This is a genomic window from Okeania sp. SIO2F4, from assembly GCF_010672385.1.
Lineage (GTDB): Bacteria > Cyanobacteriota > Cyanobacteriia > Cyanobacteriales > Microcoleaceae > Trichodesmium.
On the sequence record NZ_JAAHGT010000067.1, the window covers coordinates 1 to 18,994 of the forward strand.

The following is an 18,994-nucleotide window of genomic DNA, read 5'->3' on the forward strand; positions in this document are numbered from 1 at the left end:
TCCGCGAACGCACCACACCCCCATCTATTCTCAATAATAGTGGGATTTTAGTTGAACTATTCTTCAGCTTATTTGATAAGTCCACCTCTATATATAGCTTTCAGCTACCTTGTCACCCCGTGAGGCCTCAGCTACTCGACTACTATCACCACTCCAGTAATCAAGTGCAGGTTGTTGAATAGCACGAGCATAAGAGAAAGTGACAGGCCAAGGACACTGACTGCCAAACAATGCATTCATTGCATTTAAGTGATCTGAGGATTGCTCTATAGATTGACCTCCCGAAAGGAAAGCAATACCTGCCACAGTTACAGGGACATTTTTGAGGAGACAGTTAATGGTTGCTTCAGCGACAGCCTCAACACTGACTTGAGTTGGGCAGTCCTTACCAGGAATCACCATACTAGGTTTCAAAACTATCTGGTCAAAAGCAACCCCTTGAGTATAGAGATGATTGAAAACCGTATGAAGTGTTTCATCTGTTACCTCAAAGCAGCGCTCTAGGGTGTGATTACCATCAATAAGCACTTCAGGTTCTACAATCGGGACAAGTCCTCCTTCTTGACATAGAGCAGCATAGCGAGCGAGGCCATGAGCATTAGCTTCAATACAAGCACGGCTGGGAATCCTGTCACCGATAGTAATGACGGCTCGCCATTTAGCGAAGCGTGCCCCCATTTGATAATACTCAGCGATGCGCTCTCGCAGACCATCTAATCCTTCTGTTACTTTCTCATTAGGGTGACCTGCCAAATCCTTAGCCCCAGTGTCTACTTTTATCCCAGGGATCATTCCAGCATCGGTAATTACTCTTAAGAAGGGGACACCCTCTTTTGTCGATTGTCGGATGGTCTCATCATAGAGAATAGGTCCACTGATGTAATTGGATAAATCTGGCGTTGTGAGAATAAGTTGCCGATAAGCCTGTCGATACTCCTCAGTCGTTGGAATACCAAGCTTCTCAAACCGCTTATTACAAGTTCCATTACTTTCATCCATGGCCAAAATACCTTTGCCTTTGGCCACCATTGCCTGAGCTGTTGCTTTCAGCTCCTCTGCATATTTGCTCATAAATTTTCTAAGGATAATTGCATAGTTATTCGTTATTAATATTTTATTTCAATTAAAATTTTTCTCAAATAAAATATTTTTTCAATATACTACCTATGAAGAAGAATTCTTTACTGGGCTTATTTTTTGGACATTTCCTCAATTCTTTGCTTAATCAGCTTTTTACTCAAAAATTTTTCCATATCATCGCCTGTTGGGAAAATATATGTTACCTTATGAAAGATTTTCATGACTTCTCTTATTAAGAATTTTTATATTAATTAAAAAATTTAGGATTAAGGTTTAACCTGTACAAAGCTCTATGAATGCAAGCAGTCAAGCGATTACCCCCGAACTAGCCAGTAAGATTGCTCACTTAGCTGTCCTTTTTAGAGCAGAGTTTTCTGGCTCTACTATCGATCTAAGTCCGTGGCTTACGGACGAGGAAACTCAGTCTCAACTCGATCCTCACTCAATTGATTTGAATGTCTATTGTCCAAAATACCTTGGAATGCTGGCTTGTCAATGTGTTTTAGTGCAGGTGTATTTTTCTGAAAATCTATTGCTACCCACCTGCCAATTGCGGAGTGTTTATGCCTATGGTTATATGTTTACAGAGCAGCAGTGGCAGTTTTCTACAGAAGATTGGACGTTTGTTGGTCTATCGACTCCTCAGATTGAATATCAAGTAAAATTCAATAACTTAATTAATCACATCTTTGAGTTATTCAAACATCCGAATCAGGTGAATACTTCTGAATAAGGATGAATCTGCCTAGAGGTTTAAAGTAGAATATGACAGTGTCTTTGACGATTGGGAGCCTAAATAGAGCTTGCTGAAAAAGTCTTTTTAAGGAGTAGGAGAGTAGGGAGTAGAATAGGGAACAAGCAAAAAAATATTTACCCTGTAAATTATACGATATTAATCTGGAATCTACTCTATCTTAATAGCATGGATAGTGTACTTATAGGTTGGTTTTATGACTAATTTAAAGTTTGCTTTTTTCCCAATCTCCTACTACCAAAAACTTATTATTTATAACCTAATTCCTCAAAAAGTTTTCCGCATATCTAAACATAATTTATAACTATACCAAGAGTCAGAGGGATTAGGATATAAACTTATGATAAATCTGAGATTACGAAATGTTTTTCTCACTATAGCAATCCTAAATAGGCTGTGAACAAAATATCTAGTAAAAAAGTAACAGTTGAATAATTATTAATTATTGATTACCTCTTCTTATAACGGATAGGATTGGTTAAAAGGAATTTTTTTGTTCTCAAGGGGAGATTGGATATGGTGAGGTCTCCTCGCCATCCCATCCTAGGTCATGCTGCCTCTTGCCTCCTTTCCTTCGGAATACTACGCAAACGGAGGAGCTGCCCTAACAGAGGAGCTGCCTCTTGCAGAGGAGCTGCCTCTTGCTACGGTAGCTCTCGCTAACGCTAACGGTAACGCTAACGCTTTTCATGTCGGCGAGCAGCCGAAACGACCGCTTTTTTCTCCTTGAAAAGAGAGGCTTTAAACCTTAATTTTTCAGTAAAAGGTAACAAGGGTAAGATTTTTAAATTTTTTATCTATTCTTAAATTTTGGAAAAATGATTTAGAGTTGCTATATTACCTGTTCTCTAATCTGCAAAATTCCATTCAACAATAAGGAGTAATATCTTCTAAACAAACATCAGCTAAGAAAGTTAAAGCCCGAAAACGTAAACTAATTATTTCATAGTAAAAAGGATTCAATTTGCACAGAGGTGGAATCTGTAAAATTGTACGCCCCAAAAATTTAACATCTCTGGCAAAGGGGCATTGAGCCGGAATTAATTGGCATAATTTTTGAGCAAATTTAGGATTATTAATATCTATCCTATTAATCAAGTTGCGACCAGGTTGTAGCAGGATATCAATTAAATTTTGAGGATAATTGTTGACAGTAGTTTGCATTTTTATACCTCCAATTTTTCTGAATATATTGTTATAGCGCTACGCGCAAGTCAAAAGTCAAAAAGTCAAAAGTTAAAAGTAATCTTTAACTGAATTTTCAGTTCCCAAATTCTTTCCTAGGTCATACTAAGCCAACACAAACAGGAATTAATCATAAATAATTACTGTTGCTGATTAGCTATAATACTCAAGAAAAAGTATTCAAATATTCCACAGGCGATCGCTGATTTTGCCTGATAATTAAGATATTAGTATTCAGCTATTTCCTAGGCAGATGCTTAGAATTTTTACTCTCAACATCTCCTAAATTATTAACTGAATGAGTCTGAGAAAATGATCCTTTAATTTACTTTTCTCAAGTCCTACTGGACATATACCTAACTTTGTTTGACTTCCATATTTCTAAGATACATATAATTAAGACGGATAGCAAGAGAGTTTTTATATAAAAAATATTTATCAATAATAGGCAAAGCTTATCAACCTAGCTCAAAAGCTTTGAGGGTATGCTTTTTTGAACTATATAGCACTACGCAAACAGGTGTTTGACACTTATAAATGCTCAAACTCAGTCAGGGATTACTTTTGACTTTTGACTTTTGACTTTTAAGTTGCCCATAGCGCTATAATCTGAGGATATTTGACCAAATATTGGCCTAGACTAAATAAAAGGCCATTTGTGAGGAGAAAAAAATTACAGATATGAATATCCTGGGAATCTCAGCTTATTACCACGACAGTGCCGCCGCCCTCGTATGTGATGGAAAAATTATCGCCGCCGCTCAAGAAGAAAGATTTTCTCGTAAAAAACACGATGCCAGATTTCCGAAAAATGCTATTTCCTATTGTCTGAAAGAAGCGAATATAGAATTACTCGACCTCGACCAAATAGTTTTCTACGACAAACCTTTAATTAAATTCGAGCGACTTCTGGAAACTTACCTTAGTTATGCTCCTAAAGGTTTTCGCTCTTTTCTGATGGCAATGCCAATTTGGTTAAAAGAAAAATTATATCTGAAAACCGTTTTAAGAAAAGAATTCTCTACGTTAGGTCAGTGTAAAGCATCCCATCTTCCCCAACTGATGTTTACCGAACATCATCAAGCTCATGCTGCTTCGGCATTTTTTCCGAGTCCCTTCGATCGCGCTGCGGTAATGTGTCTGGATGGAGTAGGTGAATGGGCGACTACTTCGGTTTGGTTGGGAGAAGGAAATAAACTTACTCCCCAGTGGGAAATAGATTTTCCTCACTCGTTGGGTTTGCTCTACTCAGCTTTTACTTATTACACAGGTTTCAAAGTTAACTCTGGGGAATACAAACTTATGGGTTTAGCTCCCTACGGAGAACCTAATTATGTAGATTTGATTTTAAATAATCTGATAGATTTAAAAGCTGATGGTACTTTCCGGTTGAATATGGAATATTTCAATTACACGACCGGGTTGACTATGACTAATCAGAAGTTTGATAAATTGTTTGGCGGTTCTCCTCGGAAAGCTGAAACAAAAATTAGTCAACGAGAAATGGATATTGCTGCTTCTATTCAGAGAGTGACTGAGGAAGTAGTGTTGCGTCTGAGTCGAACGGTGCAAAAAGAATTGAATGCTGACTACCTTTGTTTGGCGGGGGGAGTTGCTCTCAATTGTGTCGCGAATGGCAAGATTTTACGAGAAGGAATTTTTAAAGATATTTGGATTCAACCTGCAGCGGGAGATGCTGGTGGAGCGTTGGGTGCTGCTTTAGCTATTTGGTACGAATATCACGACCAACCACGAGTAATAGAAAAGGTAGTTGAGAATATTCCAGAAAAGGAATTAATTTCTGTGGAGTCTGGAAATTCTGCTGTTTCTGTGGCAAAACCTCCTGTTTGTCGCGCTCCTAATGACATGATGCAGGGAGCTTATCTCGGACCGAAGTTTGCAGATGGGGAAATTCGGGAATATCTGGATGCTATTCAGGCGAAATATGAATATTTGCCAGATTCGGAGTTAATGCCACGGCTAGCAGAAATTTTAGATAACGGTAATGTTGTCGGATGGTTTCAAGGTCGGATGGAATTCGGACCCCGTGCTTTGGGAGGACGCTCTATTATTGGCGACCCCCGGAATCAAAAAATGCAGTCGGTGATGAATTTGAAGATTAAGTATCGGGAGTCTTTCCGACCTTTTGCGCCTTCAGTTTTGGCGGAACGGGTATCAGATTATTTTGATATTGAACATTCTAGTCCTTATATGTTGTTGGTAGCTCCGGTGCAGGAGAATTTGTTAATTCCGATGACTGAGGAACAAAAGCAGTTGTTTGGAATTGAAAAATTGAATGTGCCGCGTTCTGAAATTCCGGCAATTACTCATGTTGATTATTCGGCAAGAATTCAAACTATTCATCAAGAGACTAATCCTCGTTATTACGATTTGATTCGGCATTTTGAGAAGTTGACGGGATGTGGGGTAATCGTGAATACTTCTTTTAATGTAAGAGGTGAGCCTATTGTTTGTACGCCCGAAGATGCTTATCGGTGTTTTATGCGGACAGAGATGGATTATTTGGTGGTGGAAAATTTTTTGATGGCGAAGACTCAGCAGATTCCTTGGCAAAAGGATGAGTCTTGGAAAGAGGAGTTTGAGTTGGATTAGAATTCAGTCAAAAGTAATTTTGGTTTTGCTGAATGGTAATGATTTTTAGAATTAGATATCAAGGAAAAAATTAGATTTTTTGTTTTTTGATTATACCTTTAACTACTGGTCATTATGTCTCAGCAAGGCCATAATTTGATGATTATATCGCTAACTGATTCTAATTCTGAATAAGCTATCTTTCTGAGTTAAAAATAATTCAATCTAATCTCTGAAACTATTACTAAATCAATTTTGTAGCTTGCTTGTCATCCCGTAAGTCATCTAACTCAGGTTAAAATTAATAAATAATTTTAATTTTAATATTAAAGTATTATTTCTAATGACTTCAAGGCGTCGAATTTCTGCTAAAATTATAATCTTAATCTTAATTGGCTTAGTTTCTTTTATTGTCCCAATAGGGATTTTTTTGAACCACAATCCAGGAAATTGTAATAATAAAAACTATACCCTTCCTAAGTATGACTCTTTTAAAGATTTTGACCTTGGGTTTAAGGTATTTTCTGTAATCATTAATAACTCAAATAAAACAGTAGTAGGCGCTGGTAATTCTTCTGAAATTTATATTTTAGATTTGGATGGTAAAAAAGATTATCCAACTCTCCAAACAGAATTTAATGGATTTAGGTCTTTAGCTCTAAATGAAGAAGTAGGTCATCTCGTTGGTGGCACTACAGATGGATCTGTAGTCTTATGGCAATCAGGCAAATCATCAAAGAATGGATGGAGCAAGGATTACATAATTTTTCCTGAAAAGCAAAGAAAATATATATCGTCTGTTGCTATTAGCAGAAGTGGGAAGCTCATTGCCGCAAGTAGCGACGACACGATTTTTATTTGGGAAAATAGTGAAAACGGAAATAAATGGGAACTTCGTTACAGAATTTTTTCAGGGCATTCCGGGAGCCAGGTTTTTGATCTAGTTTTTGGTAATGATGATCAAACTTTATTTACAGTTGGAAATGACAGACTTATTAAAATCTGGAATTTAGATACTCAATATACTATGAACAATGGCGACGAAATATCTTCATACAACAATTTTTTGACAATAAATTCTGTGATTTTTAGAGCCAATACTAATGAACTTATTCTTGGTACAAATAATGGTAAAATTAAAGTTTGGAACACACAAAAGCAACCAGAAATAGCTGAGGAATTTATTGGGGAACATAATTCTCAACCAGTAAATGCTTTAGCAATTTCGGAAGAAGGAAAACTACTTGTGAGTGGAAGTAATGATGATCAAATAAAACTATGGGATTTGTGTACAAAAAGAAGCTTTAAAACTCTATCAAAACACACAGAATGGGTTCGCTCAGTTGATATTAGCTCAGATAAAATTTATATTGTAAGTGGGAGCTTAGATCAGAAAATTATAATTTGGAAAAGAGAAAAGGAATAGTTATTCTGTTGATATAAAATGAAATATTTTATTGATTAATTGAAGTATTGCTGTTGCAAGGAGTAATGCTATGAAATTTGAAAATATCAGTAATGTTTGGTTATTTGGCTTGATATTGTTGCTGTTGAATGCTTGTTCTTCAACTCAAACTTTAGGAGATGAGAGTATCTTGGAACAGGTTAAGGAAAGAGGATGGCTGAATTGTGGTGTAAGTGGTGATTTGCCAGGCTTCAGTTATGTGAACTTGGAGGAGCTTGACATTACAAAATTAGACAATGATCAAAACATTCCAAATAATATTTCTCAGCAAATACAAAGGTCTGTTGTTGGCTTTGATGTAGATATATGTAGAGCTATTGCTTCGGCTATTTTTGATAATCCCAATGCAATAAGGTATCGGTTTCTCAATACTAAAGAACGTTTTGAAGAAATCTCTTCAGGAAAAATTGATGTTCTTTCATATACTACAACGTGGACTGTAGAGAGGGATGTATCAATTAATGTGGAATTTGCTCCAATAGTTTTTTATGATGGACAAGGTATTTTAGTTCGAGAGAATAGTGAAGTAAAGTCACTTAGAGATTTAAATGGTAAGGTAATTTGTGTCGAAACAGAAACTACTACAAAAAAAAATTTGGAAGATGAAAAGAAGGAGCGTAACTTAACATTTAAAACTAGACAACTTCAAGATAAAAGGGATGTCTATCGACTATATGAAGCAGGTGAATGTCAAGCAGTAACTTCTGATATATCTCAACTTGCTGCAAGTTTGAACTTACTGAAAAATCCAGATGAGCATATTATTTTACCGGAAATCTTATCTAAAGAACCTTTAGCTCCGGCTGTAATTGACAGTGATCTACAGTGGGTTGAAATTGTTCGATGGATTGTATTTGCTCTGATAGAAGCTGAAGAATTAGGAATTAATCAAAATAATCTTGAGCAAAAGAAAGCTAGTACAGATCCCAAAATAATTCGTTTTTTAGGTCTAGAAGGAACAGCGGATAGTATAGGTTCACGTTTAGGACTTGAACCAGATTATACCCAAAGAATTATTCGTCATGTGGGAAATTACGGTGAAATATATGAGAGAAATTTAGGTCCAAATTCTTCGACTCCGATTAAAAGAGGGCTAAATAACCTGTGGAACAACCCAGAAGAGCCAGGACTAATTTATTCTCCTCCATTCCGATAATGTTCTCTCAACTAATGTAGTAATTGTTATTAGACTCAATTGTTCTCAAGAAATTTATAGAATATGAATAAAATGCCAAAGTCTGAATTGATTAAAATTGCAGTTGCTGGACACACTAATACTGGGAAAACTACTATGATCCAGACTTTAATGAAGCAAGAAATAGGAGAAATAGACGATCGAGCGAATGTGACAAAAGATGTTAAACGCGCTACATATGAGTATGAAGGGCTACAGGCTGTTTTTATTGATACTCCTGGTTTCCAAGAAGCAAATACTCTCCTCTATGTACAACAAGGTTTAATGAAATTAAATTCAGTATTAGAGAAAAAGTTAGATTATGAAATGAAAGCTTGGGAGGCAATTGAATCAAGCGATGTTATATTGTATGTAGTCTCTTTAGAGACAGTACCAGATGGATCTCATCAAGCAGAGATAGAGCTAGTTGTATCTGCTAAAAAAGGAGTTGTAGCTCTCTTTAATAAAGGTATCTCCAAGTTTCAAGCAACTACAAGGCTAGATAAAGTTGCTGAACGAACAAGGCGAATTGAACAATGGAAAGAGGCACTTTGCAGTTGCGGTGTATCCAAACACTTTATATTTGATGCTCATTGGTACGATCCAGATCGAGTCGAAGAGATATATAGTGCTATAAAAGAATGTCTCCCTAATGATAAAAGTTCGTTATTTGGGAAAAGTCTGTTAGCTTTTCAACAGCACCAACAAAATAAAGTTAAAACAGCTTGTCATCTAATATTCCAGTGTTTAGATAAATGTCGGCAGACAATAACTGTTCAAACTTCAGAATTTGATTACAATCAAGAAAAATCAAGAGAGGAAGTTGTATTACAAATGTCTCAGTTGCTTAATGATGCAATAACGGACTTTATCAACAATGCTTCTGAACTCTATTACGAAGTAGCTGTACCTTCAAATGTAGATAATGCAGTTATCAAAAATCCTCAACCTAATACAAGAAGGAAAACTAATATTCGAGAACTTTTGATATATACAGGTTCTACTACAGGTGGCCTTGCTGCTCTTGGAACAACATTAGGCGTAGCTATTGGAGCTTTCGCTTCTGCCGTTTTAACTGGAGGTGGAGTTGGCATTTTACTAGGTGCACAAGTTGGTTCAGTGATTGGGACTTGTCTAGGAGGAGTTTGGGGAGTTGTAGAGAATGCGCAGACAGATATCAGTGCACAGCTATCTAGAGAGGAACTTGGTAAAATTCAGTGTACTTGTGTGATGGTCATTTGGGCGCTTTCACAGCACGGATTTGGTGTTGGGAAAGAAGTTGATGAATCACTAATGGCTCGACGTTATGAGATTGTGCAAGAAGTATGTACCGCTACTAATTTTGATTGGTTATCAGCAGATGAGAAAAAAATTATTGATCAGTGTACAAACAATCTCTCCGAACTTAATAAAATTCCCTTAACTCAGATTACTAATACACGATCAAATACTAACCTTTAGACTCTTTTGCTATTTGGTCTAACAATTTTGTGTAGCGGACGGATATGCGATCGCTTACACTAAAATCCTTCAGTTCAGCAGTTTGACAGATTGACAATTTTGTGGTATTCAAAAAGGAAGACTATAACAGATTAGCGATCGCTCCACCCTTCCCCAAAAACTTTTTAAACTATGATAATTTTGATAATTAATGTAAGTTTATTTCTTAAACTCTAACTATTGTACAACAGTTGAGGAAAAAATCATGGGTACTAGAGAAGCATCTATTTTATTAGGTATATCTCGTCAACGTTTATTAGTTTTATTAGCTCAGGGAAGAGTCAAAGATGCTGAGAAAAATGGTAGATTCTGGGAAATACCAGTTTCTGAAACTGGAATGCCTGTAATAATTCCGGCTCGGCGTGGTCCGAAAGGTATCTGGCACAAGCAAGAACCTACCAAACCAAAAATGATTCATGTTAATCAAAGCAAGATTAAAGGGAACAAGGGTAAACCTCCAGAAAAACTAGAACCAGTTCTGTCTGTTAAAGACGGTGAACGTAACGATTATGGTTATGACTTATATATTCCCGGTCCTTGCCATATTGTCTATCGACCTTACAAACCCGCAAAATGTGGCGCTCACTTGTGGATTAATACTTATAATTCTGTGGAATTTGTAGATACCAAGTTTAATCTTAATCCAGCTACTGCAAGACAACCTAGCAAACAAATCTACAATATCTAAATAGGAAATGAAATTATGCAACTCACAATTAATCTCCCAGAGAAACTAACAGAAAAAGTTTATAGTAAATGGGGCGATTTATCTCAAAAAATCATTGATAAGTTAGTTGTAGAAGCTTTTCTAGAAGGACTGATTAATTTTGATGAATTTAAGGAGATGTTAAATTTGAATAATGATGTAGATTTAACAGCTTTTCTAGAGGCTAATATCCCCCTTCATAATTCAGGATTATTGAATTTAGCTGGAAGTTGCGCGGACATATATTTTACAACTAATAATCTAGAAATTTCTGATGAAATGAATAATGATTTAATTGGTTCTGTCAATGAGCAATAATCCTCTAATTTATTTATTAGATACAAATGTTTGCATTGTATATCTCAAAAACAAAAACTCTAATGTAAATAATTATTTTCAGAGAATAGAATCAGATAAAATAGCCGTTTGTTCCATAGTTAAAGCTGAATTATTTTATGGATCAAGACGCAGTAATAATCCTCAAAAGAGTTTAAATATACAACTATTATTTTTACGACAGTTTGTATCTTTACCATTTGATGATTCCTGTGCAGAAATCTATAGTAGAATTAGGGCAAATTTAGAAAAAGCAGGAACACCTATTAGCTCAAATGATATTTTAATTGCTTCTATTGCTTTAGCAAATGATTTAATATTAGTTACTCATAATGTTAGAGAATTCAAACGAATTGAAGGGTTAAAAATTGAAGATTGGGAAGAAGATAAGTGAAAATTTTTGTTATAAGTTTGACAGATTGACAATTTTCTGGTATTTTGTTGAAACAAGTAAATAAATATAGCCCAATAGATTAGATTGAGAAATTTCCCTTTCACAGAAAGTCTTCCATAAAAAAAACCCTACATCGACAAATATTTGTTAGGTTTATCCTACGGAAAAGCTGCCCTAACAATACCTTTCTACCCAACCTACATTGACTTTTGATAACTTTTCTGCTACGAGTTAAAAGTTAACAAAATATTGATTATGGATAACTAATGAGCGATCGCGAGATACCGAAAATTGATAAGAAGGGTCTCAGGGAGTTTGGTCTAATAGTAGGTGGTGTTTTTGGCGGTTTATTTGGTCTATTACTACCGTTACTCCACAGACATTGGCCTCCTCCTCCATGGCCTTGGGTAATTGCTACCCCTCTATTGGTATTGGCAATTATTTCACCCCCTACTTTGGAACCTGTTTATAAGTTTTGGATGCGGGTGGGAATTTTCCTGAGTACAATAATGACTCCCCTATGGATGGGGCTAGTATTTTATCTTGTAGTTATGCCAATGGGTTTGATTATGCGAATGTTTAAAAAAGACCCTATGGAGCGACAATTTAATACTGAAACCTCAACTTATCGGGTAATAAGTCAATTAAAAACTAGAGAAAGTATGGAGCGACCTTTTTAAATGTTTGAAGGAATATTAGATTTTCTCAAAGACCTTTGGGGTTTTATGGGAGAGCGTAAAAAATATTGGTTATTGCCTTTGATTATTACTTTGGTTTTGTTAGGAGCTTTGATTATTCTGAGTCAATCTTCTGTAATTGCTCCGTTTATTTATACTTTGTTTTAATCTGACTATGCTGGCAGAAGAAAGGAAGAGGTTTTTTTGTTTAATCTTGCTGTACTTCTCTTCCTTGACTTCTAGTTCTGGTACGGTAAGCATTCAGCCGTTAGCTACCAGCCGTCAGCTATAAATGCTGCAGTTTATTATCTCACTCATATGAAGGAGAAATTAGTCTCCAAGGAGAATTAAAAGTTACAATTAAAGTATACTCCTTTAACCATATAAGGAATTATTCATTATTTGCTGTTAACGCAGTTCCTCCGCAGGAGGCTTGCTGACCGCTAATAGCTGAATGCTTACCTGCTACCCGGAAATCAAAACTAAAAAGTTAAAAATTAAAACTTAAAAGTCTTATGCTAATTACCAGGCATTAATACTATACTTAGGTGAAACTTCAATTATTAAGTAATTAAGACGGACTGAATAATCTTTTTGATAATTATTAACCACCTAATGTGTTAATTATTTACTTTTTTACTTCTCCCCCACTCCCTTACTCCCTCACCAAAAAATAAGGTCTGAAGCCTCCCCTTTCAAAGGGATGAAAAAAAATTTTATTCAGTATTTCAATCCGAATGGTTCAACCAGAGGTATTGATAACTGATAACTGAAATTACTCCCCTATTTCCCTACTCAAGAAAATATAGAAAAGTTTTTGAGAAATGGTATTAATTGGTAAGGCTTTTAAGATTTTGTAAATGATGGGTTATTTACATCATGCTGTAGTGGCAGTTTTGAAGTTTTCTGGTAAAGATTAATTTTTTATTGTTGATGTATTAACTATTAGTCAATACCTCAGTAAAAAGTATCTTGGAAAGTGTATGAAAAAAACAAAGAACAGATCCCTTAATCAGTAATCAGAAAAATTCTTTAGGTAGTAGGTGAAATTAATAATTATTAGCAGTGGTCTGTCAAGATTCAAATGTTCGTGGGAGCATCTTGCTCCCTTGCTAGACATTGTTTATTCCCATCTACCATTACTATTTAGGACTACCGAAAAATTTTAAAGTTGGGTTTCGTTCCTCAACCCAACCTACAAGATTAAATGAAAAAAAAATTCTAGCTGAAAGAATGAAAAAGTTAAAAGCTTTGGCAGTAAATCTAACTATGATTTTTGCCAGTTTATCTGTAGGAATAGCGATCGCTGAAGTAGGAGTAAGAATTGCTGGTTTGGAGGGATTAAAAAAAATGCCGGAAAGTACCCATGCAGAATTTTATCCCACATTTCATACTATTCCTCATCCGGTTAGAGGTTGGGAATATAAAGCAAATGTTTCTGGTTGGTGGACGAATGAAGGGAAGGCTTATTTAGAGTTTAATAGTCATGGTCTTAGAGGACCGGAAATTACTAAAGCTAAACCAGAAAATACTCTAAGAATTGCTGTACTTGGAGATTCTTTTACTTCAGCAGTGCAGGTTTCTTATCAGCAAACTTTTGTGGCAGTCATGCAGAAAGAATTGGGAAAATGTACTAATTTAGAAAGTCAAAAAGTGGAGGTAATTAATTTTGGGGTAGATGGTTATGGAACTGCTCAACAATTATTAACTCTCCGGGAAAAAGTATGGGATTTTCAGCCAGATATTGTGCTTTTAGCTTTTTTTATTGGCAATGATGTTACTGATAATTCTCGAAAGTTAGAAAATAATCATTACCGACCTTTTTTTGTCTATAAAAATGGGAAGTTAGAATTAGATTTATCCTTTAGACAACTAACTATTAGTCAAGCAAACCGCTACATGATTACAACAGTTGATAAATTACCTACTTGGTTGATAAATAATGTCAGAATTTTACAGATTATCAAAAAAGTAGAGGCAGACCAAAGGAAGAAAAATGCTGCCAGACACTTTGAAAATGTACAAGCAAATAATTTTAGAGAACCACCGAATGCTACTTGGAAAGAAGCTTGGAAAATTACAGATGAACTAATAGGAATTATGGCAAAAGAAGTACAAGAAAAAGGAGCAGAATTTAAAGTAGCGACAGTGATGACTCCGATGCAAGTTCATCCAAATCAAGAATGGCGAGAAGGATATATGAAAATTATGGATATTCAAGACTGGTCATATCCGACAAAAAGACTGCAAAATTTAGGAGAAATTCATAATTTTTCTGTAATTGATTTAGTCAAACCTTTTGATAAGTATGTTCAGGAAAATCCAGTCTGTTTTCATGGGTTTAAAAATACGGCAATGTGTACAGGACATTGGAATGCTACAGGACATAAATTAGCAGGAGAAATTATTTCTGAAAAGTTGTGTGAAGGGTTATAGAAATTTACTATTGTCAACACTTCTTATTGAGAGTAGGAGTAGGGGAGTGTGGGCAGGGTCAATTTATTGTCACCAGAGAAAAAAGGAGGAGGGGGTGGGGAGTGTGGGAAGTGTGGGAAGTTTGGGAAGCACAGGATCTCAAAAAAATATAGGGTTGTAAATATTGTCTGACGACAAAGAATTAGCCCTGGGGGAGTGTGGGAAGTTTGGCGAGTGTGGGGAGAGACTACAACCAGAAGGGTTGAATTGAATGTTCCCCATCTTTCCTACTACCTGAAACTATCAATTTATTAACAAACAAATCTCCAATATAATGAAAAAACTAAAGAATTTAGCCATCAATTTAGGATTAACATTAGGTACATTAGTATTTACTCTGACAGTAGGTGAAATAGGATTAAGAATAGCAGGAATTGAACATCCAGCACCCCATATTGGTGCAGATAAAAATCCTCTCCATACTTTTAAAGATATGTACAGAGGTTGGGGAGGAAAACCTAATGGCAAAGCATTTTGGCAGGAGGAGGGTATCCCTTCTGAAATAAAAATGAATAGTGCCGGATTTCGCGATTATGAAAGAAGTAAAAATAAACCAGAAAATGGATTAAGAATTGCCTTATTAGGAGATTCTTTTACAGAAGCACTTAATGTCAAATTAGAAGATACTTATGGTGCAATAATGGAGGAAAATTTACAACAATGTCCTGCCTTAAAAAACCGAAAAGTAGAAGTAATGAATTTTGGGGTAAATGGTTATGGAACAGCGCAAGAATTAATGACTTTAAGACATCATGTTTGGGATTATCAGCCAGATTTAGTCATATTAGCTTTTTATCCAGGTAATGATTTTAGTAACAATTTTCGTAATTTAGAACACGACCATTTACGCCCTTATTTTGTTTACAAAGACGGGCAACTTGTGGCAGATATGTCATTCCGCAATTTGAAATTTTGGCAGAGAAATCGTTATGCTTTTTCTGTAGTAGATTTCTTGCCATATTGGTTAATAAAAAATTCCCGAATTATACAGTTAATTAGAAAGGTAGATATTGATGCTAAACGCCGTCAGTATAACAAGGATTATAATGCAATTAATATAGATTTTTATAAAGAACCAAAACCAAATTCTGATTGGGAAGAAGCTTGGGAAGTAACTGAGGGTTTAATTAAGTTGATGCGAGATGAAGTATATGAAAGAAAAGCAGATTTTATGCTGATAACAGTCAGTCATTCTTCTCAAGTGCTGCCTGATATTCAACAGCGCGATAATTTGAAAAAATCTTTGAATGTACCAAATTTATTTTACCCAGATATTAGACTGAAAAATTTTGGGAAAGAGGAAAATATACCAGTCTATAATTTAGCTGGACCTATTTGGAATGAGGCTAGAAAAACAGGTAAATGTTTGCATGGTTTTGATAATGCACTTCCCTGTGGAGGTCATTGGAATTTAGAAGGTCATAAATTGGTAGGGGAAATAATGTCAAATTATTTGTGCGAGAGATTAGTAGTTTTAAACAATTATTGAAGTTAATTAATTTAGTGAAGTTAGTTAAGTTGGTTAAGTTAGCTATCAATTTAGTATAGGGGTTATAATATTAATAAAATAAGTATATTAATGAGGTAAAAACAATGAGTGGTTTTAGACGAGTTGGTAACATCTTATTCAGCGATGGAACAGAACAGATCTTAATACCATCATCAGAAATTGAATCTAATCAACCTTTAAGAGTGACAGTATTTCCTATTAGTTCTAGTCCCGATGAAAGTATTAATTTAGATGCGGAATTAATATTAGATGGAAATGCACCAGATTTACCAATTTCTAGTAATTTTACTGGTATAGGAGAAGCTGAACTAATTGTTTACAACCCATTAGTATCAAATATAGACTATACAACTTTAGTGACAAGCGTTAATGGAACTACTGGGTTTTATTTGTTAGAAGTTAGTTCAGAAGATAGCAGTAATGACTTTTCCAATACTGCAGTTTCTATTGGTAATGTGTTTGATAATCCATCAGTTAATGGTTTTGTTGGTAATAGCGATCCAGATGATTGGTTTAACTTTCAAGTATCAAGTAATAGTCAAGTTAGAGTCACACTGGACGCTATTCAGGACAATGCTCAATTAGAGCTATATGACAGAGGCTTAAATCTGATAAACTCGGCACAAGCGACACTAACAAATAATGGGTTAATTACTCAAAATCTTGCTACAGGAAATTATTTGCTCAGAGTAACACCTGCTGATACCAGTGTGAGTATTCCTGATGGAGGACAAGCATCTACAGAATATACATTGGCTGTCCAGGAAATTAGCGGTAATTCTGGAAGTGGCAATTTTGGAGGTGGCAATTTTGGAGGTGGTAATTTTGGAGGTGGTAATTTTGGAGGTGGTAATTTTGGAGGAAGTTCTCAAGATGTATTGCGCTTCTGGGACTTTACATCACAATCACATATTTTTACAGCTAATCAGTTTGAAATAGATGATTTAACAGGTGAGCCTACCTTTTTCCGACCCGAAGGTAACGAGTTTGATGTTCCAGTCAATGAAGGCGCTCCAGTCTTTCGCTACCTTAATACCGCTACAGGTAGTGATTTTTTATCGTTTGAGGTTGGCATAGAAGACTCCCTCCCACAATTCATAAATACAGGCATAGCATTTAATGCTTATAAACCAGTAGGTACAACAAATGCTAGACCAGCAGATGCACCTGCTAATGCTATACCTGTTTACCGACTGGCTAATTTGGATGCCGAACAAGCAGACCCTTTGAATATTACTCACTTTTATACTTCCGATCCAAATAATAGACAGCTAGTGCTTGACACCCTCAACTATCGAGACGAGTTTGTTGGTTTCTGGGCACTTCCTGCAAGTGCAAATGGTTTAGTTTAGGAAAAGAGTGTGGGGAGTGTGGTCGGTGTGGTCGGTGTGGTCCGTGTGGGGAGAAATAAATTAAAATGTCACAGTTAAACATTTGCAGGGGTTTGGTTTCCAAACCCCATTTTTGTTAGTGTTGGGATACTAAACCTCTAGGATAAAAAATTAAGAAAATTCCCAGAATTGTTTCAATTTTCGGCTAGTATATATAATTTGGTTTAAAAATAAACTGAGTTCCCAATATTAAAAATAATCTCTTGCTCAACTAACATCAATATAATGAAAAAACTAAATAATTTAGCCATCAATTTAGGACTAACAGTAAGTACATTAATATTTAGTATTGCAGTAGGTGAAATAGGTTTAAGAATAGCAAAAATAGAAACTCCACCACCACCAAGAGAAGACTCTAATCAAGAACTTTTATACACAGTAAAAGACCCCTATAGAGGTTGGGCAGGAAATCCTAATAGCAAATCATTTTGGACTGGAGAAGGTATACCATCAGAAATAAAAATGAATAGTGGGGGTTTTCGGGATTATGAACGGAGTACAACAAAACTAGAAAATGGATTGAGAATTGCTTTATTAGGAGATTCTTTTACAGAAGCAATTCATGTCAATTTAGAAGATACTTATGGTGCAATAATGGAGGAAAAATTACAACAATGTCCTGTCTTAAAAGACCGGAAAGTTGAGGTAATGAATTTTGGCGTACAAGGTTATGGAACAGCTCAAGAATTAATGACTTTAAGACATAATGTTTGGGATTATGCACCAGATTTAGTCATATTAGCTTTTTATTCTGGTAACGACCTTCGTAATAATTCTCGTACTTTAGAACACGACCATTTACGCCCCTATTTTATTTATCAAGATGGTCAACTTGTGGCAGATTTGTCATTCCGAGATTTGAAATTTTGGGAGAGAGACCGTTATAATTTTTCCCTAGTAGATTTTTTGCCATTTTGGTTAGTGCAAAATTCCCGAATTTTACAACTAATTAGAAAAGTTGATATTGATGCTAAACGCCGTCAGTTTGAACAAGATTATAGTGAAATTAATCTTGCTTTTTACAAGGAACCAAAACAAAATTATGACTGGGAAAAAACTTGGGAAGTAACTGAGGGTTTAATCAAACTAATGAGAGATGAAGTCTATGAGAAAGGAGCAGAATTTATGGTAATAACAGCCAGTGATTCTTATCAGGTATTACCCGATACTCAAAAGCGTGATGGATTTAGAAAATCTTTGAATGTGCCCAATTTATTCTATCCAGATATCAGATTAAAAAATTTTGGTAAGGAGGAAAATATACCAGTATACAATTTAGCAGGACCTATTTGGGATGAAGCAAAAAAAACAGGTAAATGTTTGCATGGTTTTGATAATGCACTTCCCTGTGGAGGTCATTGGAATATAGCAGGTCATAAATTGGTAGGAGAAATAATGGCAAATTATCTGTGTGAACGATATACTAATCGACTAAGTAAATAAAGTTAAAAGTAACGGGCAAAAGCAAAACTCTCTAAATTTATTTCGAGGGTCTGTTAACAATGCTTTAGATGCAGATATTTTGTATCTAATTTTTTTTTGCTCCCTCAGAATGAATATACAGCAGATTCCACTAGGCGTGAGGTACACCCATAGCGGCTAATACCAATTCACTTTAAGGATGTCACAAATAGTTTCAAACTTTAAATGTCAAATAATTGCCTGAAACTGTTGTTTTATCAAAGTTTTTAGCAATCGCAAATCTGGCATTCTCAATTCTCAATTCTCAATTCAGTGAAACGATATAAGATGTCC

16 protein-coding genes are annotated in these 18,994 nt (G+C 35.4%); 14 read left to right on the plus strand and 2 right to left on the minus strand.

The features are described 5' to 3' along the window. Positions 1–87: 87 nt before the first annotated feature. Positions 88–1,071: a class I fructose-bisphosphate aldolase gene (locus F6K22_RS06875; RefSeq protein WP_293094988.1), complete on the minus strand. Its 984-nt coding sequence runs from the start codon at positions 1,069–1,071 to the stop codon at positions 88–90. Positions 1,072–1,372: 301 nt separating this feature from the next. On the opposite strand from F6K22_RS06875, the gene F6K22_RS06880 reads away from it, so the two are divergent. Then, a complete protein-coding gene (locus F6K22_RS06880; RefSeq protein ID WP_293094992.1) occupies positions 1,373–1,813 on the plus strand; it encodes a hypothetical protein in 441 nt (146 codons plus the stop codon). An 888-nt stretch (positions 1,814–2,701) separates the two neighbouring features. On the opposite strand, the gene F6K22_RS06885 is transcribed toward F6K22_RS06880, so the two are convergent. Further along, complete coding sequence (locus F6K22_RS06885) at positions 2,702–2,998, minus strand: Mo-dependent nitrogenase C-terminal domain-containing protein (RefSeq protein ID WP_293094994.1); 297 nt, start codon at positions 2,996–2,998, stop codon at positions 2,702–2,704. Between the two features lie 702 nt (positions 2,999–3,700). Here F6K22_RS06885 and F6K22_RS06890 point away from each other — a divergent pair. From F6K22_RS06890 to F6K22_RS06950, 13 genes are all read left to right on the plus strand, one after another. Beyond that, on the plus strand, positions 3,701–5,632 hold the full coding sequence (locus F6K22_RS06890) for a carbamoyltransferase family protein (protein WP_293094997.1): 1,932 nt from the start codon (positions 3,701–3,703) through the stop codon (positions 5,630–5,632). A 322-nt stretch (positions 5,633–5,954) separates the two neighbouring features. Next, positions 5,955–7,037, plus strand: coding sequence for a WD40 repeat domain-containing protein (locus F6K22_RS06895; protein WP_293095001.1), 1,083 nt, complete (start codon positions 5,955–5,957; stop codon positions 7,035–7,037). A 70-nt stretch (positions 7,038–7,107) separates the two neighbouring features. Then, the gene (locus tag F6K22_RS06900) at positions 7,108–8,232 is read left to right on the plus strand and encodes an amino acid ABC transporter substrate-binding protein (RefSeq protein WP_293095004.1); all 1,125 of its coding nucleotides are present in this window, start codon (positions 7,108–7,110) and stop codon (positions 8,230–8,232) included. A gap of 72 nt (positions 8,233–8,304) precedes the next feature. Next, positions 8,305–9,711 (plus strand): GTPase, encoded by a 1,407-nt coding sequence (locus F6K22_RS06905; protein WP_293095007.1) that lies wholly within the window; start codon positions 8,305–8,307, stop codon positions 9,709–9,711. Between the two features lie 244 nt (positions 9,712–9,955). Further along, positions 9,956–10,438, plus strand: a complete 483-nt coding sequence (locus F6K22_RS06910; RefSeq protein WP_293095010.1) for a hypothetical protein — start codon at positions 9,956–9,958, stop codon at positions 10,436–10,438. 15 nt (positions 10,439–10,453) lie between these two features. Further along, complete coding sequence (locus tag F6K22_RS06915) at positions 10,454–10,774, plus strand: hypothetical protein (RefSeq protein ID WP_293095013.1); 321 nt, start codon at positions 10,454–10,456, stop codon at positions 10,772–10,774. Beyond that, positions 10,764–11,186, plus strand: coding sequence for a type II toxin-antitoxin system tRNA(fMet)-specific endonuclease VapC (gene vapC, locus F6K22_RS06920; RefSeq protein WP_293095016.1), 423 nt, complete (start codon positions 10,764–10,766; stop codon positions 11,184–11,186). Before F6K22_RS06915 ends, vapC begins: the two co-directional genes overlap by 11 nt. Before the next feature lie 266 nt (positions 11,187–11,452). Beyond that, the gene (locus tag F6K22_RS06925) at positions 11,453–11,866 is read left to right on the plus strand and encodes an SxtJ family membrane protein (RefSeq protein ID WP_293095019.1); all 414 of its coding nucleotides are present in this window, start codon (positions 11,453–11,455) and stop codon (positions 11,864–11,866) included. After that, positions 11,867–12,031, plus strand: a complete 165-nt coding sequence (locus F6K22_RS06930; RefSeq protein ID WP_287528106.1) for a DUF5989 family protein — start codon at positions 11,867–11,869, stop codon at positions 12,029–12,031. It begins immediately after the preceding gene. A gap of 1,065 nt (positions 12,032–13,096) precedes the next feature. Beyond that, positions 13,097–14,299, plus strand: a complete 1,203-nt coding sequence (locus tag F6K22_RS06935; RefSeq protein WP_293095028.1) for an SGNH/GDSL hydrolase family protein — start codon at positions 13,097–13,099, stop codon at positions 14,297–14,299. A 313-nt stretch (positions 14,300–14,612) separates the two neighbouring features. After that, positions 14,613–15,827 carry an SGNH/GDSL hydrolase family protein gene (locus F6K22_RS06940; protein ID WP_293095031.1) on the plus strand — a complete coding sequence of 405 codons (1,215 nt, stop codon included), beginning with the start codon at positions 14,613–14,615 and terminating at the stop codon, positions 15,825–15,827. 104 nt (positions 15,828–15,931) lie between these two features. Further along, on the plus strand, positions 15,932–17,200 hold the full coding sequence (locus F6K22_RS06945; RefSeq protein ID WP_293095033.1) for a pre-peptidase C-terminal domain-containing protein: 1,269 nt from the start codon (positions 15,932–15,934) through the stop codon (positions 17,198–17,200). A gap of 264 nt (positions 17,201–17,464) precedes the next feature. Further along, on the plus strand, positions 17,465–18,682 hold the full coding sequence (locus tag F6K22_RS06950) for an SGNH/GDSL hydrolase family protein (protein ID WP_293095036.1): 1,218 nt from the start codon (positions 17,465–17,467) through the stop codon (positions 18,680–18,682). Positions 18,683–18,994: the final 312 nt, after the last annotated feature.